Annotated in this window: 19 protein-coding genes and 1 pseudogene; 17 read left to right on the top strand and 3 right to left on the bottom strand. The window is 64.3% G+C overall.

Annotated features, from left to right (window positions below; all coding sequences use genetic code 11):
- Positions 1 to 40: 40 nt before the first annotated feature.
- From ACNUDN_RS29575 to alr, 11 genes and pseudogenes are all read left to right on the top strand, one after another.
- On the top strand, positions 41 to 1540 hold the full coding sequence (locus tag ACNUDN_RS29575; RefSeq protein ID WP_419125403.1) for a PucR family transcriptional regulator: 1500 nt from the start codon (positions 41 to 43) through the stop codon (positions 1538 to 1540).
- Between the two features lie 159 nt (positions 1541 to 1699).
- Positions 1700 to 1984 (top strand): annotated as a pseudogene (locus ACNUDN_RS29570) (integrase core domain-containing protein); the annotation flags it as partial.
- Positions 1985 to 2166: 182 nt separating this feature from the next.
- On the top strand, positions 2167 to 3075 hold the full coding sequence (gene mmsB / locus ACNUDN_RS29565) for a 3-hydroxyisobutyrate dehydrogenase (protein WP_419125402.1): 909 nt from the start codon (positions 2167 to 2169) through the stop codon (positions 3073 to 3075).
- Between the two features lie 51 nt (positions 3076 to 3126).
- Positions 3127 to 4602, top strand: a complete 1476-nt coding sequence (locus tag ACNUDN_RS29560; protein WP_419125401.1) for an aldehyde dehydrogenase family protein — start codon at positions 3127 to 3129, stop codon at positions 4600 to 4602.
- Positions 4603 to 4629: 27 nt separating this feature from the next.
- Complete coding sequence (locus ACNUDN_RS29555) at positions 4630 to 5757, top strand: amidohydrolase family protein (protein WP_419125400.1); 1128 nt, start codon at positions 4630 to 4632, stop codon at positions 5755 to 5757.
- Positions 5757 to 6893, top strand: a complete 1137-nt coding sequence (locus tag ACNUDN_RS29550) for an amidohydrolase family protein (protein WP_419125399.1) — start codon at positions 5757 to 5759, stop codon at positions 6891 to 6893. Before ACNUDN_RS29555 ends, ACNUDN_RS29550 begins: the two co-directional genes overlap by 1 nt.
- Positions 6894 to 6895: 2 nt before the next feature.
- Complete coding sequence (locus ACNUDN_RS29545) at positions 6896 to 7393, top strand: Rieske (2Fe-2S) protein (protein ID WP_419125398.1); 498 nt, start codon at positions 6896 to 6898, stop codon at positions 7391 to 7393.
- 167 nt (positions 7394 to 7560) lie between these two features.
- On the top strand, positions 7561 to 8517 hold the full coding sequence (locus tag ACNUDN_RS29540) for a PDR/VanB family oxidoreductase (protein ID WP_419125397.1): 957 nt from the start codon (positions 7561 to 7563) through the stop codon (positions 8515 to 8517).
- Between the two features lie 58 nt (positions 8518 to 8575).
- Positions 8576 to 9499, top strand: a complete 924-nt coding sequence (locus tag ACNUDN_RS29535) for an NAD(P)-dependent oxidoreductase (protein ID WP_419125396.1) — start codon at positions 8576 to 8578, stop codon at positions 9497 to 9499.
- 68 nt (positions 9500 to 9567) lie between these two features.
- Complete coding sequence (locus tag ACNUDN_RS29530) at positions 9568 to 10974, top strand: DegT/DnrJ/EryC1/StrS family aminotransferase (RefSeq protein ID WP_419125395.1); 1407 nt, start codon at positions 9568 to 9570, stop codon at positions 10972 to 10974.
- Entirely contained in the window at positions 10971 to 12107 is a 1137-nt protein-coding gene (alr, locus tag ACNUDN_RS29525; RefSeq protein WP_419125394.1) for an alanine racemase, read from the top strand. Before ACNUDN_RS29530 ends, alr begins: the two co-directional genes overlap by 4 nt.
- 98 nt (positions 12108 to 12205) lie before the next feature.
- Here the strand turns inward: alr and ACNUDN_RS29520 are convergent, their stop codons facing one another.
- On the bottom strand, positions 12206 to 13105 hold the full coding sequence (locus ACNUDN_RS29520; protein ID WP_419125393.1) for a LysR family transcriptional regulator: 900 nt from the start codon (positions 13103 to 13105) through the stop codon (positions 12206 to 12208).
- Between the two features lie 478 nt (positions 13106 to 13583).
- Positions 13584 to 14903: an IS256 family transposase gene (locus ACNUDN_RS29515; RefSeq protein ID WP_419121378.1), complete on the bottom strand. Its 1320-nt coding sequence runs from the start codon at positions 14901 to 14903 to the stop codon at positions 13584 to 13586.
- Between the two features lie 56 nt (positions 14904 to 14959).
- Between ACNUDN_RS29515 and ACNUDN_RS29510 the strand changes: the two genes are divergently transcribed.
- The 5 genes from ACNUDN_RS29510 (at position 14960) to acs (ending at position 24365) form a co-directional block, all read left to right on the top strand.
- Positions 14960 to 16513 carry an amino acid permease gene (locus tag ACNUDN_RS29510; protein ID WP_419125392.1) on the top strand — a complete coding sequence of 518 codons (1554 nt, stop codon included), beginning with the start codon at positions 14960 to 14962 and terminating at the stop codon, positions 16511 to 16513.
- Positions 16514 to 16665: 152 nt separating this feature from the next.
- Positions 16666 to 20085, top strand: a complete 3420-nt coding sequence (locus ACNUDN_RS29505; RefSeq protein ID WP_419125391.1) for a pyruvate carboxylase — start codon at positions 16666 to 16668, stop codon at positions 20083 to 20085.
- Between the two features lie 87 nt (positions 20086 to 20172).
- Positions 20173 to 20400, top strand: coding sequence for a hypothetical protein (locus tag ACNUDN_RS29500; protein WP_419125390.1), 228 nt, complete (start codon positions 20173 to 20175; stop codon positions 20398 to 20400).
- 355 nt (positions 20401 to 20755) lie between these two features.
- Positions 20756 to 22279: an aldehyde dehydrogenase gene (adh, locus tag ACNUDN_RS29495; protein WP_419125389.1), complete on the top strand. Its 1524-nt coding sequence runs from the start codon at positions 20756 to 20758 to the stop codon at positions 22277 to 22279.
- 103 nt (positions 22280 to 22382) lie between these two features.
- On the top strand, positions 22383 to 24365 hold the full coding sequence (gene acs / locus ACNUDN_RS29490; protein ID WP_431961336.1) for an acetate--CoA ligase: 1983 nt from the start codon (positions 22383 to 22385) through the stop codon (positions 24363 to 24365).
- Between the two features lie 110 nt (positions 24366 to 24475).
- Here acs and ACNUDN_RS29485 read toward each other — a convergent pair whose 3' ends face one another.
- Positions 24476 to 24700: a hypothetical protein gene (locus ACNUDN_RS29485; protein ID WP_431961334.1), complete on the bottom strand. Its 225-nt coding sequence runs from the start codon at positions 24698 to 24700 to the stop codon at positions 24476 to 24478.
- Positions 24701 to 25138: 438 nt separating this feature from the next.
- On the opposite strand from ACNUDN_RS29485, the gene ACNUDN_RS29480 reads away from it, so the two are divergent.
- Positions 25139 to 25435 (top strand): hypothetical protein, encoded by a 297-nt coding sequence (locus ACNUDN_RS29480; RefSeq protein WP_431961332.1) that lies wholly within the window; start codon positions 25139 to 25141, stop codon positions 25433 to 25435.
- The last annotated feature ends 524 nt before the right edge of the window (positions 25436 to 25959 follow it).

Genomic DNA, 25959 nt, shown 5'->3' with positions numbered 1-25959 from the left:
CCGCACTGACGCCCGAGTGTGAGGGATTTACAATCCGGTCATGTTCCAAGGCGTGGACCTCTGCGAGGCGCTCGGCCCCGGCGTGGTCAAGCTCTTGGTCGAAGGCCGTCCGCATACGGTGACGGCGGTACATCTGTGGGGGGATCAGCAACCGCCGGTCGCCGGTGCCCTGATCGCCGGTATCGGTGCCGACGACCTCCCTGCGCAGCTGCAGGTGGTCGACGCGGCCGCGAGCGCCGAGGCGGCCGCAGTCGTCCTTCCGCAGCCCATCCACCCCGAGGCCCGCGCCCACAGTGCCGCGATGGGCGTCACGCTGGCCGCGCTGAACGCGGAACTGGAGTGGTCGCACTTCATCTGGTACGCGCGCGGACTGTTGCTGGACCGGCAGACCCCAGCCGGCGGGGACGCCGGTTCTGAACAGCAAGGGCTCTTCGGCCTGGCCGAAGTCGTGGCGACGATCCTGGACTCCCCGGTCACCATCGAAGACGCGCACAGTCGGGTGGTGGCCTACTCGGCGACCACCCAGCGCGCCGATGACACCCGCACCTCGACGATCATGGGCCGGGCCGTGCCCTCGGATGTGCTGAACCGTCTGCGCGCCAGCGGCGTCTTGAAGAGACTCGCCCGCGAGACGCGCCCGTTCCTGGTGCGCGTGAAAGAACCCGGATTTGCCCCACGGCTCGTGATCCCGCTGCGCGTCGGCGGCCAACTGATCGGGTCGATCTGGGCCATCTCAGACCATGACCTCGATCCGCACCTCGAAGCGCGGCTGAGCGCGGTCAGCACCGCAGTCGCGCTGCATCTCGTGCGGTTCTCCGCCGAACTGGAGCTGGCCGGCAGGTACTCCACCGCCCGACTGCGAGCCGCCCTCTCCGGCGAGGTCAGCGAAGATTCCGGCGACGGCCCATTGTCGACCGGGCCGGTCAGAGTCGTGGCATTGCAACGGCTCTCAACCGCCGAGGCCCGCGAAGACATCAGTCTGTGGCGGACATTTCTGCGGAAAAAGTCCTGGGAGGACCCGGTGCTGGTAGACGTGGGTACTCACGTCTACGCGATCGTGGGCCTACAAGCCGGGCCGGGAGGCTGGCCCTGGTTGCGTGATCTCGCAGAATCCTCGTCGCCCGGATCCGTCGGGGCGAGCGGCATCACGACGGGCACCGCGGGTCTGGCCGCGGCCCGGCTGCAGGCAGACGAGGTGCTGGCAGCCGCGGGTGAACTCGACCTCCGCGCCGCGACGCACGAACAGGTGTGGGACACCATCGTGCTGCGTCGCGCCGCCACGGCAGTCGAGTTTGTGGTGCAGGTCGAGCTGCAGCGATTGCGCGACGCTGACCGTGCCGAAGGCACCGAGCTCTCGGCTACCCTGCTGGCCTGGCTGGAGAACTGGGGTGACGTCAATGCCGCCGCGGCAACGCTGAACGTGCACCCCAACACCGTACGAATGCGGATGAAGAAGACCGAGCGAATCGTGGGCGCGAGTCTGGATACCCCGGCGCAGCGCCTCGCCGCCTTCCTGCTGTTGCGCAGCCGGAACTCGTGACGGCCACGGGTCGTGCTCAGCCCCGGCTAATTGTTGTGACCTGAGAGGTCGTTGACGGCGTGCCTGCTTGAAATGGGGAGGACCTCCTGACGGAGTGGATGTGTCTGGCATTCAATCCGTAGGAGGTCCTCGTGTCCCACGCTAACGCCCGTACGACGGCTACTCACCGACAACGCCCTGGTCTACCGCCGCGGCACCAACTGGGGCTGGGTATGTACCGCCTGGGGCCTGCGACGCAGATTCATCAAGCCCGGCTGCCCCTGGAGCAACGGCAAAGCAGAACGATTTAACCGGACCCTGCTCAACGAATGGGCCTACGCCCGCCCCTGGACCTCAAACAACCTGCGCACCCGAGCACTTGACCGATTCCTGCACCGCTACAACACTCAACGGGGCCACTCCGCCCTCGGCGGACACCCACCCATCAGCCGGCTCGCCGCCTGACAACAACGTCTCAGGTCACAACAGCTAATCGGCTGAGGGACCGCCGGACCGGCGGAATCGATCAGCTGCCCATCGCTGTGCAAATGTGCACGGCCAGTCGGCGAAAGTTACGGTTGCCTGTGCGTTGATTGCACATCCATGATGGCTCGTGAGTGTCAATCACAGAAAGGCCAGGGAATTAAATGAGCAGCACGATCGGGTTCATCGGGCTCGGAACCATGGGATTGCCGATGGCGATCAACCTGGCCAAGGCTGGACACCGGGTCCGCGGATTCGACGTGTCCGCCGACCAGGTTGCCCATGCACGTGAGAACGACATCACACCGGTGTTGTCGGTCAACGAGGCCGCGCAGGACGCCGATGTGCTGATCACGATGCTGCCCAAGGGTGACCACGTCCGGCAGGTGCTGCTGGCTGAGGACGGCCCGATGACTGTGCTGCAGCGCGGAAGCGTCATCGTCGACTGCTCCAGCGTCGACGTGGCCACCAGCCGGGAGGTTGCCGCTGCCGGGGCCGGGCTGGGCATCGAGGTTCTCGATGCGCCCGTGTCCGGTGGTGTCGGCGGCGCCACCGAGGGCACCTTGACCTTCATGGTCGGCGGCGCCTGGAATGCGCTGAAGTCGGTCGAGTTCGCCTTGGACGTCATGGGTACCAAGACCGTGCACTGCGGTGACGCCGGAGCCGGGCAGGTCGCCAAGATCTGCAACCAGCTGGTGTTCGGCAGCAACCTCGTTGCCCTGTCGGAGGCCTTCGTCCTGGCCGGGCGTTCGGGGCTGTCCGACCAGACCCTTTTCGACGTGCTGAGCACCTCGTCCGGAAACAGCTGGGTTCTCAACAACTTCTGCCCGCGCCCCGGACTGGCCGGCTTCGCTGCGGCCAACCACGATTACAAGGCTCGGTTCGCCGCGGCGTTGTTGGCCAAGGACCTCGGCCTGGCGGAAGCAGCTGCTCAAACCGCCGATATGAAGCTGAACGTGGCCAAGGCGGCACGCGAGCTGGTCGAGGATCTGGCCGCCAGCACGCCCGAACTGGACTGCTCGGCGGTCATCAAGGTGATCGAGACCGAGCAGGTCGTGCAGTCGGTCTCCTGACGACGACTCAAGCCCGTAGCCCTCACATCGATAGAAGCAGGAACTGACCAGATGTCGATCTTGACCCCCACGCTCAGCAGCGAGTACCTCAATTCCATTGACGGCCACTGGGTTCCATCCCGTAACGGCCAGTGGATCGAGGTGGAAAGCCCGCGAAACTTTGAGATCATCGCGCGGGTACCGCGCGGCGACGAGAAGGACATCGACGACGCGGTGGGCGCAGCCCGCCGGGCATTCCCGGTCTGGCGTGACACCGCACCTCGGGCTCGCGGCCGGTTGCTGCAGCAGATTGGTGACGTCCTCGAAAAGAACGTCGAACGGATCGCCCGGATCATCGCGGCCGAGAACGGCAATGCCATCAAAACCCAGGCTCGCGGCGAAGTCCGGTACGCCGTCGACGTTTTCCGCTACTTCGGTTCGCTCGCCAGCGAGGCCAAGGGCGAGCAGCTACCGCTCAACTCCCATGTCCTGGACTACTCCCGCCGGGAGCCGATCGGCGTCGTCGGCGCGATCGTGCCGTGGAACGCGCCGGTACAGCTGGCGGCGATGAAGGTGGCGTGTGCATTGGCCACCGGTAACACGTTGGTGCTCAAGGCCGCGGAGGATGCACCCCTGGCGGTGCTGGAGATGGCGAAGATCTGCGCCGACTTCATCCCCGCGGGCGTGCTGAACGTCATCGTCGGTTACGGCACCGAGGCCGGCGAGGCACTGATCACGCATCCCGATGTCGGCAAGATCTCGTTCACCGGTTCCTCCGCGGTCGGTTCACGGGTGATGGAAGCCGCTTCCGACCGGATCGTGCCGGTGTCGCTGGAACTTGGTGGGAAGAACCCGCAGATCGTGTTCCCGGATGCCGATGAGGACTGGGTTGCCCAGGGCGTCATCGCCGGTATGCGTTTCGCCCGCCAGGGCCAGTCCTGCACCGCAGGGTCGCGACTGTTCGTGCACCGCAGCATCATCGACTCGTTCGTGCCGCGGCTGATCGAGCATCTGAGCAAGCTGAAGGTCGGTGACCCGCTGCACGAGGACTCAGATATCGGGACGATCGTGAACAAGAAGCAGTTCGACCGGGTGTGCAGCTACATCGAAGAGGGGATGCAGCAATCCGAGGCCAAGGTTGTGCTCGGCGGCAAGCCGCCGGCGGATGGCCCGCTGTCGGAGGGGTATTTCGTCGAGCCGACCGTCTTCGTCGGCGTCGACAACCAGTGGCGCATCGCCCAAGAGGAGATCTTCGGCCCGGTGCTCTGCGTCATCCCGTGGGAGGACGAAGCCGAGGTCATCGAGATGGCCAACGACACCAGCTACGGACTGTCGGCGTTCATCTGGACCAACAACCTGGGCAGTGCGATTCGCACCGCCAATGCGGTCGAGGCCGGCTGGGTGCAGGTCAACCAGGGCGGCGCGCAGGTGCTCGGCCAGTCATACGGAGGGTTCAAGCGCAGCGGTATCGGTCGGGAATTCTCCGTCGAGGGAATGATCGAGGGCTTTACCCAACGCAAGCACATATCGATCGACATCAGTCACTAGAAACACCGAACAAGGAAACAGCCCACCATGAATACCCAAGTTCTCACGTCTGGCGGTGACACCGTTACCAACTCCCTTGCCGCAGTGGTTGACTGCGACGTGCATGCGGTCCTGCCCTCGCCGCATTCGCTGCTGCCGTACCTGGACGAGTACTGGGGCGACCAGCTCGTGGCTCAGCTGGCGCCCTCCTATGAGCCGAACTACCACCCCCGCGGCTCGGCCATCGCCCAACGCCCGGAAGCCCGAACCGACGATGAAGGTCGCGCGGCCACCAACGCGGAGAACCTGATCGCCGACGTTTTCGCAGACGGTTTCACCGATTACGCGATCGTCAGTTGCCTGTACGCGGTTCAGCAAATTCACCAGCCGCGCCGCGAGATGGCCCACGCACGTGCGCTGAACCACTGGTTGGCCGAGGAATTCCTGGATAAGGACGAGCGACTGCGTGGCTCGATCGTGGTTCCGCAGGGCACCCCGCGTGCGGCCGCCGAAGAGATCGACCACTGGGCCGGCGACCCGCGCTTCAAGCAGGTGCTGCTGCTCGGCCAGTCCGAACTGCTGTACGGCCGTGAAATCAACTGGCCCATATGGGAAGCGGCCGAGGCGGCCGGACTTCCGGTGGCACTGCACATCGGTGGCGTGTTCCGGCAAGCCCCGACCTCGGTCGGCTGGCCGGCTACACACCTGGAGTGGTACACCGGGCAGCAGGCCAACCTGGAAGCGCAGATCAACTCCATTATCTCCGAAGGTGTGCTGCAGAAGTTCCCGAAGACGCGAATCCTGTTGAGCGAGGTTGGGTTCAACTGGTTGCCGCCGTTCATGTGGAAGCTGGAGAAGCTCTGGAAGAGCTACCGTCCGGACATCCCATGGGTGCAGGAGTCGACACTCTCGCTGATCCGTGAGCACTTCTACGCGACGACGGCGCCGTCGGACGGTGCCGAACAGCCCGGCCGGCTGGACTCGATCGTGGATCGTTTGGGGTCCGACCGGATGTTGGTGTACTCGAGCGACTACCCGCACCGCCACCATTCGGCGCCGCGTGACATCGAGAACGGCACCGACAACCCGGCTCTGCTGGAACGCATATACCGGCAGAACGCATTTGAGCTCTACAACCTGATGGAACCCGCAAAAATGGAAGGGTCGGTTAGATAATGACAACGATTGAAAACACCCGTATCGGAACCCTGCCGACGCCGGTGGTCGACACTGGAATCGTCGACGCCGACATCCATCCGGTGCCGCGGGACGGGGCGCTGGATGCCTATCTGGACGACCGCTGGAAGCAGTACATCAAGGAGTTCGGGGTGCGAGGCACCACAGGACTGCAGTACATCACTGAGTACCCGCAGATGTACGGCGGTGCCATGCGTGCAGACTCCTGGCCGGAGGAGGGCTACCCCGGATCGGACCTGGGGCTGCTGCAGACCCAGCTGCTGGACAAGCACAACATCCAGCTCGGTGTACTGCAGTGCCTGGCACCGGGCGGACAGACGCTGAACCCCGCCTCGCAAGCCCTGAACCAGGACCTGGCCGCTGCCCTGTGCACGGCCACCAACGACTGGCAGCTGGAGCAGCTGGTGTACCCGGATCCGCGGATGCGGGCGGCCATCGCGGTGACCCTGGAGTCGCCGGCCTACGCCGTGGCCGAGATCGAGCGTATCGGTTCGGACCCTGGTGTGGTGTCGATCCTGGGCACCAGCAAGACGCTGGAGCCGCTGGGCACCCGTAAGTACTGGCCCATCTACGAAGCGGCCGTGGCGGCGAACCTGCCGATCCAGTTTCACCTGTCGCAGGGTGGCGGACATGCCAACACCGGTACGGGCTGGACCTCGTACCACACCGAGTACCACACCGGTCACACGCAGAGCTTTCAGTCGCAGCTGCTGAGCCTGGTGCTGTCCGGCACGTTCGACCGATTCCCGAAGCTGAAGATCATGTTCGTCGAGGGCAACGTCGCGCACTTCGCGCCGTTGATCCAGCGCATGGACTACACCTGGGAGACGATGCGTAGCGAGCTGCCCGACCTGCAGCGCAAGCCCTCGGAGTACATCAAGGATCACATCTGGACCTCCACCCAGCCGATCGACGAGCCGGAGAAACCCGAACATCTCGCGGAGATGATCGAAGAGTTCTGCGCGGACAACGTGGTGTTCGCGACGGACTACCCGCACTTCGACTTCGACGACCCGGAGACCGCATTCCCGCGGAGTTTCCCAACCGCCCTGCGCGACAAGATCCTTCGCGACAACGGCAAGTTGTTCTTCGGCATCTCTGACCGGGTGGCGTAGCTGTGTCGAAACATGTTGTGGGCAAGATCGAGGACATTCCGGTCGGCGAACGCAAGATCGTCGAGTTGGCGGGCCGTTCCGTCGGCGTGTTCAACGTGGACGGGGAGTTCTTCGCACTGCTGAACCAGTGCCCCCACAAGGGTGCTGACCTGTGCTCGTCCGGAACCATCTTTGGGGCGTCCTACGCCGAAGTCCCCGGTGCTGACATCAGTTACGAACGGAAGCGCACGCTCCGTTGTCCGTGGCATCAGTGGGAGTACGACATCCGTACGGGGGAGTCGTTCCACGATCCCGCCAACGATCGGGTCCGGAAATACGATGTCGCGGTTGTGCCCGGCGCCGATGTGGTCCAGGGCGGCGACAGCTGTGACGCGAAGGACGGCTACGTGGTCGAAGGCTATGCGGTGGAGATCGAAGACGATTTGATCGTGGTCGACACCAGCCGCAGGCGCGCCGGCGTCGGACCCGCAGCCGGAAAGAAGCCGGTGGCCACCGCCTAGCGGCAGTGACCCAATCACGATTCCGGCTTCCCGGAGCCGGAATCGTGGCCACCCACCCCAGCCGCCGCCGAACCGGCTCCGGATCGGCGGCGGCTGCTTCAATCGGCGTCGATGCCGTCCGGGTCGGCTGACCCGCGCACATCACCATTAGCACAGGAAAACCAAGAATGAGTACCTCAGCAACGAGCGAGATCGAACTTCTCGTCGACCGAATCATCACCGAGGCCCATGGCGTCGTCTCAATCGACCTGGTCTCGCCGACGGGCGCATTGGTGCCACGGTGGGAACCCGGAGCCCACATCGACGTCGTGATCAGCTCCGAACTGGAACGGCAGTACTCGTTGTGCGGTGACCCCGACGACGAGAAGCGGCTCCGGGTGGCGGTCCTGCGCGAACCCGAAAGTCGGGGTGGTTCGCAGTGGATCCATGAAGAGCTCACCGTGGGCGACACGTTGCGAATCCGTGGGCCGCGCAACAACTTCGGGCTGGTCGATGCCCGGGAATACCTGTTCATCGCCGGCGGGATCGGCATCACCCCGATCCTGCCGATGATCGCTGCCTGCGAAGTTCGCAACGCGCCGTGGCGGCTGGTGTACGGAGGGAGAAAGGCCGACTCGATGGCCTTCACCGAGGAGCTGAAGCGCTACGGCGACCGGGTGGACACCTGGCCGCAGGACCAGCGCGGGATCATCGACCTCGCTGCGGTGCTCGGCGAACCTCGTCCCGAAGTGGCCATTTACTGTTGTGGACCCGGCCCTCTGCTGGATGCCGTTGAGCAGGCCACCAGCGGCTGGCCCGTCGGCACCCTGCATCTGGAACGCTTCCGGCCGAAGGATGGCGCCCTCGACGGTGCTGACGATCCGTTCGACATCGTCCTGGAGAGTTCCAACCTGACCTTGCGGGTCGAGTCCGGACAGTCGATCCTGGAGGTCTGCAAGGCCGCCGGAGTCCATATCCCGACCTCCTGCGGAGAGGGCACCTGTGGAAGCTGTGAAACCGGTGTGCTGGACGGGATTCCGGACCACCGCGACTCCTACCTCACCCCGCAGGAACAAGAGTCCAACGAGGTGCTGATGGCCTGCTGTGCACGGGCCAAAACGCCGTCGTTGGTTCTCGACCTCTGATCGGCACACATCACGAGCGCCCCGCGCGCTCATAATCTTTGGCAGAAAGGATAGGTCGGTGACGAAGCGCGTCGCATTGATCGGTGCAGGAAACATCGGTGGCAGACTGGTCGGACACCTGGTCAATGGCGGCCACAGGGTCGTGGTCCACGACCCCGACGGCGCCGCCGGGGAGCGGGCCCGAGTGGCGGGGGCACAAACCGTGGCCTCGGTGGCCGAGGCCGCGCGCGGCACCGAGATCGTGCTGCTGAGCTTGCCGAATCCGAAGATCGTGGAAGCGGTAACCACTCGTATCCTCAATGAGGATGTGCTCGGTCGAGTGATCGTGGATCACAGCACGATCGACCCCGCAACCGTCCGCCGGCTGGCCAAGCGAGCCTCCGCCAACGCCGCAGAGTTCCTGGACGCGCCCGTCTCGGGCGGCACCCAAGGTGCCGACGCCGGCACCCTGTCGGTCATGGTCGGCGGCGCCGAGACCGCGTTGCAGAAAGCGGCACCGGTGTTGAAGTGTTATGCCGCCAACGTATTTCACGTGGGGCAGTCCGGCAGCGGTCAGGCGTTGAAACTGGCCAACAACCAGATCACCGCCGCCATCATCGCCGCCCTCGGGGAAGGGCTCAGTGCTGCAGTCTCGGCCGGGGTCGATCTCAATGCCGCCGTCGAAGTACTGACCACCAGCTCTGCGAACAGCACAGTCCTGAGCGGGTATTTCCCCAAAACGCTGTTCACCGAGGAGCGCCCGACCCGTTTCGCCTTGGATCTGATGCACAAGGACCTGGGATTGTTCTTGGAATCCGCGTCGCGGATGGGGCTGCCCACCCCGGTGACCAATGTGGTGCGGGACCTCTTCAGCATCGGTCAACGTGATGGCCGCGGGAATCATGACTTCACCAGCGTCGTCGAGTTCTATGAAGATTTCACCGGAATTCGGCTGCGTACCGCACCGGCCGAAATCGACCAGCCAGTCGGGGCTGAAGCCTGATATCCGAAGTCGTTGTCCATGAGCCGCGCAGCCGCGCGGCTCATCCATTTCACCTCAGGGAAAGCTTTATGACTGTCGTCGATTCACGCCTACACTCGCCCAGCGCTGTGCAGCCCCGGTCGGCGATGGTGCCGTGGTCCTCGCCGGCCGCCCAGCAGCGATTGGCGCAGCTGGAGCACGAGTTGAAGCTCGACGGTGCCGCCGGGGTGGCCGGTGCAGTCGCCAGTGCGCAGCACGGCCACCGGTCCCGGATCGACCACGGGGTGATGTTGTACGGCGGTACCAACATCATGTCGCCGGAGGTCACGGCGCTGCATGATGGTTCGTTGTCGACCCGGCCGGCCCAGGGCTGGCCAGGTGAGAAGGAACAGACAGCCGTCGAGGAGATCGAGGAACTCGAAGTTCTGGCGATCGACCAGGTTGCGCGGGCATTGCGCGGCAAATACGCAGAAGTGCGGTATCTGTCGGCGACGATGGCGAACCTAGCTGCCTACATTGCCTTCACGGAGCCCGGGGACACCATCGCGGTGCTGTCTCCGGAGGCCGGCGGGCATATCAGTCACCAGGTTTCCGGTGGGGCTGCCGGTATCCGCGGCCTCACCGTGGCGCACCTTCCGTACGCACCGTATGACTTCGATGTCGACGCAGGCGCGCTGGAACGGTTCGTCGACGAGGTGCGGCCACGGTTGATCGTGATCGGCGGCAGCGTAACCCTGTTCCCGCACGACATCGGTCCGGTGCGGGCCGCGGCCGATCGGGTGGGTGCGGTATTGGTCTACGACGCGTCCCACACGGCCGGGCTGATTGCCGCCGGTTTCTATCAGGACCCGATCGCCGAGGGCGCGGATGTGGTCACCTTCTCCACTTACAAGACCTTCGCCGGCCCTCCCGGCGGGGCGGCAGTGACGAACAATCCCGAGTATGCCGAGCGGATGTCGCTGGCCGCCTACCCGGCATTGCTGTCGAACTATGACCCGTCGCGCCTCGGGCCGTTGGCGGTGGCAGCGGCCGAAGCGATCGAACAGCGGCCCGCCTGGGCGGCTCCTACCATCGAATGTGCGGTCGAGTTCGCAACCCAGCTGCGGGCCCGCGGTCTGGATGTGGTCGGTGAAGACCGCGGCTATACCCGCTCCCACCAACTGGTTATCGACGCCGGGCGGTTGGGCGGCGCCTGGGCGGCGATCCGTCGGCTTGAGGCAGCGGGTATCTTCGCAGGTCACTGTCGGCTGCCCTGGCAGACTGCGGAGTCCCCGTCGGCGGCGCTGCGGTTCGGTACCCAGGAGTTCGTGCGTCGCGGCGGCGGGATTGCCGTCATCCCAGCATTGGCCGACATCGCCTGTCGGGCGTTGGCCGAGGCCGACGCCGATCCGGCACAGCTGCGCGCAGCCGTGGCAGAACTGGGGGAGCACCTAGGCACCGATTTGTGGGGCCGGCCGGCATCCCCGCGGGCCCGAGCAGCGGCTGACGCGCAGTGAGCAGCGCAGCTGCTGCGACCTGGGTCGAGATCGACCTGGCCGCCCTGGAACACAACGTCCACGAGGTCGCGCGGTTGGCCGCCGACCGGCGGGTGATCGCCGCGATCAAGGCCAACGGATACGGCTGCGGTGCTGTCGGCGTCGCCCGCGCACTGGAGCGCTCCGGCGTGTACGGACTGTGGACCGGCAACATCGAAGAGGCGGTGGCGGCCCGGCAGGCGGGTGTGACCGCGAAGATCATCATGTTCGGTGGTCCGCTGCCCGAGCAGTTCGACCAACTCGTCGAGCACGACCTGATCCCCACGGTCTACGACCGTCCAGGGGTGGCTGCGGCCGTGGAGGTGGCGCGCCGGCGGGACCGGGTCGTGCCGGTGTACCTCAAGGTGGACTGCGGCCTGCGTCGGCTCGGGGTGCACGTCTCGGAGGCCCACGACCTGGCTCACGCCATCAACGCGGAGCCGGGGGTCCATCTGGAAGGCGTCTACACCCACCTGCCGTTCGGCGACGAGGACGGCCGAGACTGGGCACGCGAGGAGAGCGCGGCCTTCACCGGGCTGATCGACGGGCTGGCCCTCGACGGGATCCGCCCGGAGATCACTCAGATCTGGGGATCCTCGGGATTGCTTGCAGGACTGCCTGACCCCACCAATGCCGTGTGCGTCGGGCAGCTGCTCTACGGCCTGACGCCGCTGCCGGCGGAGCTGGCCTCGGCCGGCAGGTTCGCCCCGGTCATCGCCGGGCTGAACGCCCGGCTGATCCACATCGGTCGACACCCGGTGGGTGGCGAGGGGACCACCAACCCCTACATGTTCGGGTGCGCCGAACGCACCGGGGTGATCGCGCTGGGCACCGCAGAAGGCATGCGAGCCCCCGCTGAGGGACAGCAGATGCACGTGCTGGTGCGGGGTCGCCGAGCTCCGATCATCGGTACGTCGTTGGAGCATGTTGTGGTCGACCTCGACGGCATCGACGACGCCGATCTGGGCGACGAGGTTGTTCTGATCGGGAAATCCGGTGCGCATACGGTGTCGCTGGAGGACTGGGCAGCGTGGTTCGGCTGCAGTCCGCTGGAAGTCGCCGTCACCCTGTTGGGCCGCATAGCCAAGCGTTACAAAGGCGCGGAGGACCGATGATCGTCGAATGCGTCAGGCGGCCAAGCCAATTGCGCCCATGAAGCCTGTCGTCAGGTCAGCCTGCACCCGACGAATGTCGGTTGGACAGGTTCACTTGATCAATCTGGGATGAAGCGTTGACTTTGTCGCTGCACAGTCTGGAAGAGATGCCCCGCAAAGGTGGTTATCAACTCCGCATTCAGCAGCCGGGACGGCATCACCATCCAGAAGCTGCGCCGTGGCCGGACTTCATCATGCAGGACCGGCAGCAACCGCGAATCGTGTTGGGCGGCAAAGCAGGGCAGCAAACCCAGCCCAACGCCGGCCGCAGTGGCTTCCAGTTGCGCGAACAGATTGGTAGTGCGGAACAGGATCTTCGTTTGAGCCGCGATTTCCTGGTTTTCACGTTCGCGAAGCTCCGGCAGTTGCAGCAGCGATTCGACATACCAGATCATCTTGTGAGCTGACAGATCGTCGAGCGAAGTTATCGGCGGATTGCTCTGGAGGTAAGCGTTCGTCGCGTACAACCTGAGCTCGTAGTCGCACAGGTGGGTTTGCTGAAACCCGCGCCGCTCAGGGACATCTCCGATTGTCACTGCAATGTCGAACTCGCCGACCCCGTAGCTCAAGACATGGCTCGTGGTAACCAAGTCTACCTCGATGGAAGGGTGCCTGGCTTGCAACGAAGCGATTCCGGGGGCAACTACCAAGCTGCCAAAACCATCAGTTGCCACGATCCGAACCGTGCCCTTGATGCTCTCCTGTCCGTCTCTGAGTGAGCACTGCGCGGCGTCAGCTTCCTGTTCGATGCGGGTCGCGTAGGGGAGCAGTCGCTGACCAGCGACAGTGAGCGTCCAACCACTCGAAGATTTATCGAAAAGTCGTGTCCCCAAGGATTTTTCCAGGGAGGAAACCCGCCGCCTGATGGTGGTGTGCTCGACCTCCAGCCGGTCGGCGGCTGCCGACAATCGACCGTAACGGGCGAGGGCCATAAAGTACCGAAGATCACCCAAATCCACCTGTGCATTCTTGCACGGCGTGGGGGCGTCTTTCCATCTTGCTTGTGCGATGGCGTACGCAGGATAGTGGTTTCGGACACAAATGGCGGCTGGTCTTGACAAAGGTTCAAACACTAGTTCCATTGTTCGCAACCGAAGCAGGAGGTGTTCCGCACGCATCCCTGATACGAAGCCCGGCCCCAGCGGAGCGACAGCTGCTATCGCGGTGAGATAGTCTGCGGCCCAGCCCAATTAGGACTCCAGATGGGTCTCCGTCAGCTGTCACTGTTGACCGATCAGCAGGGTATTCGTTCTGCAGGTGCCTGCACCGTCGATGTAGTTGACGTTCCTCGTTCGCCAGCTCCGCTATCCGGTAGCGGCGCTCAACAAGCAAATAGCACGACATGGCGCGGCTTTGGGGGTCGTCCATCGTCGCTGCGCTTCAAACAAAGGACACATGCATGACGAGGAATTGTCAATACCTGTGGATCGGGGTGTTTTAGGCGACCTCCGTTCCGGTGTGCTGATCGCCGTCTGACGGTGCTGTTGGCGGGGTGATGTCGGCGGGACGTTCGAGCAGTTTGCCTTTGTGGAAGACCGCGCCAGCGCGGACGAGAGCGACCAGGTGTGGGGCGTTGACGGCGCGCCATCGAGCCTGGGCAGCGTCAATGAGCTTGTAGGCCATCGCCAGACCAGCCGCCCGTGACCCCGGCCCCTTGGTCACCTTGGTTCTCAAACGCACTGTGGCGAAGGTGCTTTCGATCGGATTCGTGGTGCGCAGATGGATCCAATGCTCGGCCGGATAATGGTAGAACTCCAGCAAGGTGTCGAGGTCGTCGGTGATCTTGGCGGCCGCTTTCGGGTACTTGGCGCCGAAGTCGACTTCGAACGCCTTGACCGCAAGCTGCGCCTTGTCGATATCCTCGGCGTTATAGATCTCCTTGAGCGCCGCCAACGCAGACGGATGCGCTGTTTTCGGTAGTGCGGCAAGAACATTGGATTGCTTGTGGAACCAACAGCGCTGCTCTTTGGTGGCCGGGAACACCTCCCGCACCGCCCTCCAGAACCCGAGCGCACCGTCACCGACAGCCAGCACCGGGGCGGCCATGCCGCGCCGTTTACAGTCGCGCAGCAGATCAGCCCACGACTCGGTGGATTCCCGGTACCCGTCGGTGATCGCCACCAGCTCCTTGCGGCCATCAGCGCGCACCCCGAGCATCACCAGCAGACACAGCTTTTCCTGGTCCAGGCGGACCTTGAGGTGGATGCCGTCGACCCACAGATACACGTAATCGGTGCCCGAGAGATCGCGGGCGGCGAACGTGCGGGCCTCGTCTTGCCACTGGCTGGTCAGCCGAGTGATCGTTGACGCGGACAACCCCGCCCCCGAGCCGAGGAACTGCTCCAACGCCGGGGTGAAATCGCTGGTCGAGAGCCCATGCAGGTACAGCAGCGGCAACACCTCGCTGATCTGCGGGGACTTACGCGCCCAGGCCGGCAGGATCGCTGAGCAGAACCGCCGACGCTGGCCGGTGTCGGGGTCGACACGGCGGTCGTTGACCCGAGGCGCTTTCACCTCGACCGCGCCGGCGGCGGTCAGCACCTCACGGGCCTTGTGATAGCCGTTGCGCACCACCAGGCGGTGGCCGTTGTCGTCGAGCTGATCGGCGAACTGCGCCACATACGCGGCGACCTCGGCCTGCAACGCCGCGGCCAGCATCTGCCGAGCCCCGTCGCGGACAATCTCATCCAACAACGACCGACCAGCACCGCCGGCATCGCCGTTGGCGTCCTGGGCATCGTGAACTACCGTGAGCATGGGCGTACCTTCCCAACCAGCGCGCCAACGCCGGTCTTGATCGAATACCTGATTCCGTGAAGATCATCCTCGGGAAGGTGCGCCCACTTTCACGCCGCCCCACCGAGGCTCATCCACAGGTTTCGATCATTGCTCGCATGACAGCAGATGGTTCGAAAGGGCCAGTGAACGAGGATGGGCTGGCGCAGGGCCTGAACACCCGCCACATCCGGATGATCGCCATCGGCGGCGCGATCGGTGTGGGACTGTTCCTGGGTTCGGGTAAGGGCATCGCGTTTGCGGGCCCCGCGGTGATCGGCGTGTACGCGATCACCGGCGTCTTCATCTTCATCATCATGCGGGCGCTCGGCGAGCTGCTGATGTACCGCCCCGTCAACGGCAGCTTTGCCGAGTACGCCAGGGAGTTCCTGGGCCCGCTCTACGGTTTCGTCACCGGCTGGGGTTACTGGGTGACCTGGACTATCATCGGTATGGCCGAACTGACGGCTGTCGGCATCTTCATGAAGTTCTGGTGGCCAGATCTTCCGCAGTACCTCACCGCACTAATTGCGCTAGTCATGATCGTGACATTGAACATGGCCAAGGTCGGGTTCTTCGGTGAAGCCGAGTTCTGGTTCGCGTCCATCAAGATCGTGACCATCCTAGGGCTGATCTTCGGAGGGCTTGCCGCACTCCTATTCAACATCGGAGAGGCCGGCACGCAGGGCAGCTTTAGCAACCTCTGGGATCACGGCGGCATCGCTCCGCACGGACTCTTGGCAGTTCTCCTGGCCTTCCAGATTGTGATTTTCTCCTACCAAGGTGTCGAGATCCTCGGTATGACGGCTTCCGAGGCTCAGGACCGGGAAAAGGTCATCCCCAAGGCGATCAACTCCGTACCGTGGCGAATAGGCATTTTCTACATCGGAACCTTGGTCGTCCTGCTGTCGCTGTTCCCTTGGGGTCAGTTCAGCGAGGCAGAGAGCCCGTTCGTGAAGGGTTTCACTCAGATCGGCCTGCCGGCTGCGGCCAGCGTGATGAACTTCGTGGTGATTTCGTCGGCGCTGTCGTCGTGTAGTGCTGGGCTCTACAGCAACGGCCGGCTTCTCAAGAAGCTGGCGACCGATGGGGTGGCACCGAAGCGGTTCGAAAAGACCAATAAGGGGCACGTGCCCGCCATCGGGATCATCGCCTCCGGTGCCATGATGTTGATAGGGGTGGTGATCAACGCGATGGTGCCGGACAAGGCCTTCGCCTACATCTCCGCTGTCGCCACCCTCGGCGCACTATGGTCCTGGGGAGTCATCATTTCGTGTCACCTCGTCTACCGTCGGCGGGTAGCCCGCGGCGAGGTGCCTGCTGCTACCTTCCGTCTACCGTTTGCCAAGCCATTGTGTTGGGCGACCCTGTGCTTCCTGCTATTTGGGTTGGTGCTACTGGGATTCGACAGCTCTCAGCGGGTCGCGCTGTTTGCCCTGCCGATCTGGGCCGCGGTGTTCGTGGTCGGATATCAACTTCTCAAGCGGAGGCAGACCACGCCACCTACACCGGAGGACCTGTCGTTCGGGTCGCAGGTGGACGCGACGATCGAAGCAGAAATCGACTCGATCGACACCACCATCATCAGATAGCCACGCAAGTCTCGTCAGCCCTGTGCCTCGGCAGTCCCGGAGGCGCAGGGCTGACGACTGCGCGCCGAGTAGTCGGGCCGGCGTGGATGTGTACCAGGCTCAACCGACACGTGCTGGTGCACGACGCCACGAGAGAATACGAAAGACATATTATGACCGAATATGTGAACTCCAACGGCAACCAACGGATTTCCAAGCTGCTGGTCGCCAATCGTGGCGAGATTGCGATCCGTGCGTTCCGTGCGGCCTATGAGATGGGCATCGCGACGGTGGCGGTGTATCCGTATGAGGATCGTAATTCGGTGCACCGGTTGAAGGCCGATGAGTCGTATCAGATCGGTGAGATCGGTCATCCGGTGCGGGCGTATCTGTCCGTGGATGAGATCATCAGGGTTGCACGGCATTCGGGTGCGGATGCGGTGTATCCGGGTTATGGCTTCTTGTCGGAGAACCCGGAGCTGGCTGATGCCTGTGCGCGGGCGGGGATCACGTTTGTGGGTCCGTCGGCGCAGGTTTTGGAGTTGACCGGGAACAAGGCCCGGGCGATCGAGGCGGCGAAGGCGGCGGGGCTGCCGGTGTTGGCGTCCTCGGCGCCGTCGTCGTCGGTTGATGAATTGGTCGCGACGGCACGGGATATGGAATTCCCGTTGTTCGTCAAGGCGGTGTCCGGTGGTGGCGGGCGTGGTATGCGCCGGGTGAGCGATCCGGCTGCGCTGGCTGAGGCGGTCGAGGCGGCTTCGCGGGAGGCGGAGTCGGCGTTCGGCGATGCGGCGGTGTATCTGGAGCAGGCGGTGATCAATCCGCGCCATATTGAGGTGCAGATCCTGGCCGACACCGTCGGCAATGTGATGCACCTGTTCGAGCGGGATTGCAGTGTGCAGCGCCGGCATCAGAAGGTGATCGAGTTGGCGCCGGCGCCGAATCTTGGTCCCGGGCTGCGGGAAAAGATTTGCGCGGATGCGGTGGCTTTTGCCCGCCAGATCGGTTACAGCTGTGCGGGCACGGTGGAGTTCCTGCTCGACGAGCGCGGTCATCACGTGTTCATCGAGTGCAATCCGCGGATTCAGGTGGAGCACACGGTGACCGAGGAGATCACCGATGTGGACCTGGTCGGTTCGCAGTTGCGGATCGCGGCGGGGGAGAGCCTGGCCGATCTGGGGTTGAGCCAGGACAGCTTGGTGATCCGCGGGGCGGCGTTGCAGTGCCGGATCACCACCGAGGACCCGGCCAATGGTTTCCGCCCGGACACCGGCCGGATCACCGCGTACCGCTCGCCCGGTGGTGCCGGTATCCGGTTGGATGGTGGATCGAATCTGGGTGCGGAGATCTCGGCGCATTTCGACTCGATGTTGGTGAAGCTGACCTGTCGGGGCTGGGATTTCTCCTCGGCGGTGTCACGGGCTCGGCGCGCGTTGGCGGAGTTCCGGATCCGCGGGGTGTCGACGAACATCCCGTTCTTGCAGGCGGTGATCGAGGATCCGGATTTCAGGGCCGGACGGGTCACCACGTCGTTCATCGATGACCGGCCCCAGTTGCTGACCGCGCACACCCCGGGCGATCGCGGCACCAAAATCTTGAATTATCTGGCCGATGTGACGGTGAACAAGCCCAATGGGGAACGCCCGTCGACGATGTATCCGCAGGACAAGTTGCCCCCGCTGGATCTCACTGAGGTGCCGGCGCCGGGTTCCAAGCAGCGGCTGATCGAGTTGGGCCCCGAGGGTTTTGCAGCGTGGATGCGTGACAGCGGGGCGGTGGGGGTTACCGATACGACGTTTCGTGATGCGCATCAGTCATTGTTGGCTACCCGGTTGCGGTCGACTGGTTTGTTGAAGGTGGCGCCGTATGTGGCGGCGATGATGCCGCAGTTGTTGTCCATCGAGTGTTGGGGTGGGGCGACTTATGATGTGGCGCTGCGGTTTGTGAAGGAGGATCCCTGGGAGCGGTTGGCCGCTCTGCGGGAGGCGGTGCCCAATATTTGTTTGCAGATGTTGTTGCGGGGCCGCAACACGGTGGGGTACACGCCGTATCCGGACTTGGTGGCGAGCGCATTTGTCGATGAGGCCACTCGGACCGGGATCGATATTTTCCGGGTTTTCGATGCGCTGAACAATGTGTCCTCGATGCGGCCGGCGATCGATGCGGTGCGCGCCACGGGTACGGCGATCGCCGAGGTGGCGATGTCCTACACCGGGGACCTCAGTGACCCCAGCGAGGATCTGTACACCCTGGATTACTACCTGCGGTTGGCCGAGCAGATCGTTGATGCGGGTGCGCATGTGTTGGCGATCAAGGATATGGCCGGGTTGTTGCGTCCGGCTTCGGCGGCGACGTTGGTGGGTGCTTTGAGGTCGCGGTTTGATTTGCCGGTGCATGTGCACACTCATGACACCGCGGGTGGGCAGTTGGCGACGTATTTGGCGGCGTGGCAGGCCGGGGCCAGTGCGGTGGATGGGGCGGCGGCGCCGTTGGCGGGGACGACCAGTCAGCCGGCGTTGTCCTCGATTGTGGCTGCCGCGGCGCACACCGAGTTCGACACCGGGTTGGATCTGGGTGCGGTGTGTGAGTTGGAGCCGTATTGGGAGGCGTTGCGCAAGGTGTACGCGCCGTTTGAATCTGGTTTGCCGGCTCCGACGGGGCAGGTGTACACCCATGAGATTCCTGGTGGGCAGTTGAGCAATCTGCGTCAGCAGGCGATCGCGTTGGGGTTGGGGGATCGGTTCGAGGACATCGAAACCGCGTATGCCGGGGCCGATGCGGTGCTGGGCCGGTTGATCAAGGTGACCCCCTCGAGCAAGGTGGTTGGGGATTTGGCGTTGGCGTTGGTGGGTGCGGGGATCAGTGGCCAGGAGTTTGCTGCCGATCCGGGGCGCGTCGACATTCCCGACAGCGTGATCGGGTTTTTGCGTGGGGAGTTGGGGGAGCCGGCCGGTGGCTGGCCCGAGCCGTTGCGGAGCAAGGCTCTTGAGGGTCGGGGCCCGGCCAAGCCGGTGCAGGAGCTCTCGGCCGAGGATGAGGTGTTGTTGGCGGCGCCGGGGCGTAAGCGGCAGGCGGCGTTGAATCGGTTGTTGTTCCCGGGGCCGACCAAGGAGTTCGAGGCCCATCGCGAGGAGTACGGCGACACCTCGGGTTTGAGTGCCAATCAGTTCTTCTACGGGCTGCGTTATGGCGAGGAGCATCGGGTCGAGTTGGATCGTGGGGTGCAGTTGCTGATCGGTTTGGAGGCGATCTCTGAGGCCGATGAGCGGGGCATGCGTACGGTGATGTGCATTCTGAACGGGCAGTTGCGTCCGATCACGGTGCGTGATCGCAGTGTGGCCAGCGAGGTTCCGGCTGCGGAGAAGGCCGATCGCAATAATCCTGGTCATGTGGCGGCCCCGTTTGCCGGGGTGGTCACCGTTGCGGTGGCTGCCGGGGACACCGTGGCGGCCGGGGCGACCATTGCCACCATCGAGGCGATGAAGATGGAGGCCGCGATCACCGCCCCGGCGGCGGGCACTGTGCAACGCGTTGCGGTATCGACCACCACCCAGGTCGAGGGCGGCGACCTGCTGGTGACCCTGCACCATTGACGGTCACGCTGCGAGAAGCCTTGATCACGTGCGCATTACGCAGCCTTAACTCGAATGGATAGCGCGAGATGACGGAACCCAGCGACCATGGTCCTTGATGCATTCGACCGAACGATGCTCGAATTCTTCGTGATGTGGGCGCCCTACGGTGGACCGCCCGAAGATGAAGTGCTGCCTGAATTCGGCATGTCTCGCACGCTGCTCCTACATCGAGTAGCCGAGATCGTCGAAGGACGGCTCAAGGCCTATGTACCTCGCCCGGAGCGGGCGCTGTTGTTGCGGGCGGCGCATGAACTCCGCAGAGGCGGCTTTTAGCTTAGGGATGGTGAATCGCCTTACAGGCGATTCACCATCCCCGTGCCCGCGACTTCAACGAGGAAGAGTGGGACCGACTCGCAGATTCGTTGAGAGACAAGGGCATCACCGAAATCGATCGACTCACCGCAGAAGACGCCCGGATGTAGACGCACTCCCGGTCGTACTTCTTCCGTTTCTCTGACATCTCGATCCCTTATAGCTGATGCCTCCACGGTCACGGGGGAAGGCCACACTCTTGACACAGAGAGACGCCGTCTAACGCAACCTTTTCGCAACGTGTGTTGGCGTAACCTACGTGAAGCCCATGGCTGACCCACACCAATCAGTTCACTTACCGTTAAGGGGGAAATGCATGACTGTTTACGCCCGGCCTGGTGCGGCTGATGCACTGATGGCTTTCGAGTCGCGTTACGGCAACTTCATCGGCGGTGAGTGGGTGGCGCCGGCGGCGGGCCGGTACTTCGAGAATCCCACCCCGGTCACCGGTGCGGTGTTCTGCGAGGTGGCCCGCTCCGACGAGGCCGACATCGACAAGGCCCTCGACGCCGCCCACGCCGCGGCCCCGGCCTGGGGCAAGACCTCGCCGGCCGAGCGCGCCCTGATCCTCAACAAGATCGCCGACCGCATCGAGGAGAACCTCGAGTCCATCGCCGTCGCCGAGTCCTGGGACAACGGTAAGCCGGTCCGGGAGACGCTGAACGCCGACATCCCGTTGGCGGTCGACCACTTCCGCTACTTCGCCGGCGCGATCCGGGCGCAGGAGGGGTCGCTGTCGCAGATCGACGACGACACCGTCGCTTACCACTTCCACGAGCCGCTCGGCGTGGTCGGGCAGATCATCCCGTGGAACTTCCCGATCCTGATGGCCGTGTGGAAGCTGGCCCCCGCGCTGGCCGCGGGCAACGCGATCGTGCTCAAGCCCGCCGAGCAGACCCCGGCCTCGATCCTGTACCTGATGTCGCTGATCGGTGACCTGCTGCCCGCCGGTGTCGTCAACGTCGTCAACGGATTCGGCGTGGAGGCCGGCAAGCCGCTGGCGTCGAGCCCCCGGATCGCCAAGATCGCGTTCACCGGCGAGACCACCACCGGCCGGCTGATCATGCAGTACGCCAGCCAGAACCTGATCCCGGTGACGCTGGAGTTGGGCGGCAAGAGCCCCAACATCTTCTTCAACGACGTGCTGGCCGAAAGCGACGACTACCAGGACAAGGCGCTCGAGGGCTTCACCATGTTCGCCCTCAACCAGGGCGAGGTGTGCACCTGTCCGTCGCGTTCGCTGATCCAGTCCGACATCTACGACGACTTCCTGGCCATGGCCGCCGTGCGCACCAAGGCCGTGCGGCAGGGCGACCCGCTGGACACCGAGACGATGATCGGGGCGCAGGCCTCCAACGACCAGCTGGAAAAGATCCTGTCCTACATCGAGATCGGCAAGAGCGAGGGCGCGACGGTGCTCACCGGCGGCGAACGCGCCGAACTCGGCGGCGCCCTGGCCGGCGGCTACTACGTGGCGCCCACGATCTTCACCGGCAACAACAAGATGCGGATCTTCCAGGAGGAGATCTTCGGTCCCGTCGTCGCAGTCACGTCGTTCTCCGATTACGACGAGGCCATCGGCATCGCCAACGACACCCTCTACGGACTGGGCGCCGGCGTGTGGAGCCGCAACGGCAACACCGCCTACCGGGCCGGGCGCGACATCAAGGCCGGTCGGGTGTGGACCAACTGCTACCACCAGTACCCCGCGCACGCGGCGTTCGGCGGCTACAAGCACTCCGGCATCGGCCGGGAGAACCACGCGATGATGCTCGACCACTACCAGCAAACCAAGAACCTGCTGGTCAGCTACAGCGACAAGGCCCAGGGCTTCTTCTGACCGGCCCAACCGAGAACGGGCTAGCTGCGGGCCGCTCGCTAAGCGGTTCTGCAGCTAGCCCCGCACCATTGCCTCTCACTTCGACCAAGGATATTGCTGAGCCGTGAACACGCGCACACTTGACCAAAACACCGCCCCCAGCCACCCCGCCAGCTATCCACCGTCGCCGGAGTTCGCCGCGCAGTCCAATGCGACCGCCGCGCTCTACGACGAGGCCGAGGCCGACCGGCTGGCGTTCTGGGCGAAACAGGCGCAGCGGCTGTCCTGGGCGACGCCGTTCACCGAGGTCCTGGACTGGTCGGAGGCGCCGTTCGCCAAGTGGTTCGTGGGCGGCAAGATCAACGTCGCCTACAACTGCGTCGACCGCCACGTCGAGGCCGGCAACGGCGACCGGGTGGCCATCCACTGGGAGGGCGAACCCGTCGGCGATGCCCGCGACATCACCTACGCCGAACTCAAGGACGAGGTCTGCCGGGCGGCCAACACGCTGACCGAGTTGGGGCTGACCGCCGGGGACCGGGTCGCGATCTACATGCCGATGGTGCCCGAGGCCATCGTGGCGATGCTGGCGTGCGCGCGCCTGGGCGTGCTGCATTCGGTGGTATTCGCCGGCTTCTCGGCCTCGGCGCTGCGCGCCCGCATCGACGACGCCAAGGCCAAGGTGGTCATCACCACCGACGGGCAGTTCCGCCGCGGCAAGGCCGTGTCGCTGAAGGCCGGGGTGGACGAGGCGATCGAGGGCCTGGGCGAGGACAGCCCGGTCGAGCACGTGTTGGTGGTGCGGCGCACCGAGATCGACGTGCCGTGGACCGAGGGCCGCGACCTGTGGTGGCACGAGACCGTCGCCAAGGCCGATACCGAACACACCCCCGAGGCGTTCGACTCCGAGCACCCGCTGTTCTTGCTCTACACCTCCGGCACCACGGGCAAGCCCAAGGGCATCGTCCACACCACGGGCGGCTACCTGACGCAGGCCTCCTACACCCATCACTACGTCTTCGACATCAAGCCGGAGACCGACGTGTTCTGGTGCACCGCCGACATCGGCTGGGTCACCGGGCACACCTACATCGTCTACGGGCCGCTGTCCAACGGCGTCACGCAGGTGGTCTACGAGGGCACGCCCGCCTCCCCGGACGAGCATCGCCACTTTCAGGTGATCGAAAAGTACGGCGTGACAATCTATTACACCGCGCCGACGCTGATCCGCACGTTCATGAAGTGGGGCCGCGAGCTCGCCTTCGAGCACGACCTGTCCAGCCTGCGGCTGCTCGGGTCGGTGGGCGAGCCGATCAACCCGGAGGCGTGGCGCTGGTACCGGCTGGTGTTCGGCGGCGACCGCACGCCGGTCGTGGACACCTGGTGGCAGACCGAGACCGGGGCCATCATGATCTCGCCGCTGCCCGGGGTCAGCGACGCCAAGCCGGGTTCGGCGATGCGCGCGCTGCCCGGCATCTCGGCCAAGGTCGTCGACGACGACGGCAACGAACTCGGGATCGGCGCCGAGCACGGCGAGCAGGCCACCGGCTACCTCGTGCTGGACAAGCCGTGGCCGGCGATGCTGCGCGGCATCTGGGGCGACCCGGAGCGCTACCAGGACACCTACTGGTCCCGGTTCGCCGACAAGGGTTGGTATTTCGCCGGCGACGGCGCGCGCTACGGCAGCGACGGCGAGACCTGGGTGCTGGGCCGCATCGACGACGTCATGAACATCTCCGGGCACCGGATCTCCACCGCCGAGGTGGAATCCGCGCTCGTCGGGCACACCGGGGTGGCCGAGGCCGCCGTCGTCGGCGCCACCGACGATCAGACCGGGCAGGCCATCTGCGCGTTCGTGATCCTCAAGGCGCACCACGCCGAGACCGAGCCGGACAAGCTGGTCGACGACCTGCGCGCCGAGGTATCCAAGGAGATCTCACCGATCGCCAAACCCCGCGAGATCCACATCGTGCCGGAGCTGCCGAAGACCCGCAGCGGCAAGATCATGCGGCGGCTGCTGCGCGACGTCGCCGAGGGCCGCGAACTCGGCGACACCTCGACGCTGGTCGACCCCGGAGTGTTCGAGGCCATCCGCGCCAACAAATAGCTCTCAATTTGAGTGCAGCCAAGGAATGATGGGAGCAATGATCGATACCTGAGTCCCCCCCCGGCGAGTCCCCCGCCGGAGCTGCGTGAGCGGGCGGTGCGGATGGTCACCTAGTGGCCCGTCTGCGTATTGATCTGGTGGAGTGTGGCTCTGCCGCGTCGGACTTTGGTGATGATGTCCTTGGCAGTGGCCTTCCAGATGAAGGGTTTGGGATCGGCGTTCCAGTGGGCCGCCCAGGTGGTGATGGCTTCGCAGAGTTCGGCGACGCTGGTGAAGGTTCCGCGGCGCAGACGCTTGTCGGTGAGCTCTTTGAACCATCGCTCGATCAGGTTCAACCACGAACTTTAGGTCGGGGTCGGATGCATGTGCCAACTGCGACGATCCTTGTGCGTCAACCACTTCGCGATCTCAGGAGTGGAATGTGCCGACAGATTGTCCAATACAACGTGTACCGAAAGCCCAGCGTTGGTCGTCGCTGGTGTAGAGCCGGGCGTAGGCCCATTCGTCGGCCAGGGTGCGGTGGAATCACGCTCGCCGATAGTGACTTTGGTGACCGTGGCTCCGGGGAGCTGCAGCAGACGGTTAAATGCAGTACTGACGCGCACGCGGATCGTCCTTGTGGTTGCGGTTGGTGTGGTAACCCCGAAACCTAGAGGCACACCGCGTGCGCGTCCTTCAATTCACCCAGACATGCCGCCGATAGCGTTGCCGCTCAACAGAAACATTCCTGAACAGGGGAAATGGCGCCCACGAAAAGTCTAGGAGCGCCCCGGGTGTTCGATCGGCGGCTGAAGAGCTTGGAAGACCGCCTGCAGGCCGCGATCGAGCGCGGCGAGCTGCCCGCCATCGACTCTTCTTTCGTCGGTATTTTGCTCGCCAGCCCGGTCCAGCTGTTCGTAAGCCGGGGCGCCCGTGGCTTCAGCCGAGCCGGTGCCCATCGAGTCACCACGAGCGTCCTCGCCGGAGTGCAGGCCACTGCCACTGAAATGGGTGACCCGGCTATCCGCAAATCCGATGTTGAAAACGATCAACATTGGAGCAGCAGCCGGTCGCACGGCGACAAGTCGTGACCGGTGTCAGGATTGGCAGGACGCAAACCTCCACTCCAGCGCGACGATTGCCGTATTCGCTTTCTCTCTCTTTGCGTTCGCCGCGGTGGGATGTGGACAGCGCGGCCGCGCTGGTGGTGTCGGGCGTGAGCCAGCCCGGGTCTGTTGTGTGTTGATGGATTGAGGGGCGGTGGTGGGGTGGTTGCGGCGCGCGCGGCCACCTCACCTCGCTGCTATTGGTAGGTGTTTGACGAAAGATGCTGATAGGCAAGCGTATTGATGAGCAATCGAAGATTGGGGGCTATACATGAAATATGTTGGTACACAATGTGTTAGCTAGGCGAAGCCTAGCGGTGCTCCGAAATGGACAGTAAGATAAGGGTATTCAGTAGCGCCGCAGGCGCATTCACGTCAAGTATGAAAAGTGTTGTAATGCAAGCAGATACGAGCATGCAGAGCGAAGGGCGAAGCCCGAAGCGGACCAGTCACGGTAACAACGAAAAGGCTTGTCGCACAACACAACACAACCACCAACTCGGTTAAGG

It is taken from the genome of Mycobacterium sp. smrl_JER01, from assembly GCF_048513595.2.
Classification (GTDB): domain Bacteria; phylum Actinomycetota; class Actinomycetes; order Mycobacteriales; family Mycobacteriaceae; genus Mycobacterium.
Note: the sequence above shows the minus strand (reverse complement) of the source record. Positions and strands in the feature narration are given on the sequence as shown.

Excerpts from the sequence above, each read along its gene's own strand:
- ACNUDN_RS29500 (WP_419125390.1), top strand. The coding sequence starts at position 20,173 with ATGGTCCTTGATGCATTCGACCGAACGATGCTCGAATTCTTCGTGATG.
- ACNUDN_RS29555 (WP_419125400.1), top strand. The coding sequence starts at position 4,630 with ATGAATACCCAAGTTCTCACGTCTGGCGGTGACACCGTTACCAACTCC.
- ACNUDN_RS29530 (WP_419125395.1), top strand. The coding sequence starts at position 9,568 with ATGACTGTCGTCGATTCACGCCTACACTCGCCCAGCGCTGTGCAGCCC.
- ACNUDN_RS29505 (WP_419125391.1), top strand. The coding sequence starts at position 16,666 with ATGACCGAATATGTGAACTCCAACGGCAACCAACGGATTTCCAAGCTG.
- ACNUDN_RS29560 (WP_419125401.1), top strand. The coding sequence starts at position 3,127 with ATGTCGATCTTGACCCCCACGCTCAGCAGCGAGTACCTCAATTCCATT.
- mmsB (WP_419125402.1), top strand. The coding sequence starts at position 2,167 with ATGAGCAGCACGATCGGGTTCATCGGGCTCGGAACCATGGGATTGCCG.
- ACNUDN_RS29575 (WP_419125403.1), top strand. The coding sequence starts at position 41 with ATGTTCCAAGGCGTGGACCTCTGCGAGGCGCTCGGCCCCGGCGTGGTC.
- ACNUDN_RS29550 (WP_419125399.1), top strand. The coding sequence starts at position 5,757 with ATGACAACGATTGAAAACACCCGTATCGGAACCCTGCCGACGCCGGTG.
- ACNUDN_RS29515 (WP_419121378.1), bottom strand. The coding sequence starts at position 14,903 with ATGCTCACGGTAGTTCACGATGCCCAGGACGCCAACGGCGATGCCGGC.
- adh (WP_419125389.1), top strand. The coding sequence starts at position 20,756 with ATGACTGTTTACGCCCGGCCTGGTGCGGCTGATGCACTGATGGCTTTC.
- ACNUDN_RS29540 (WP_419125397.1), top strand. The coding sequence starts at position 7,561 with ATGAGTACCTCAGCAACGAGCGAGATCGAACTTCTCGTCGACCGAATC.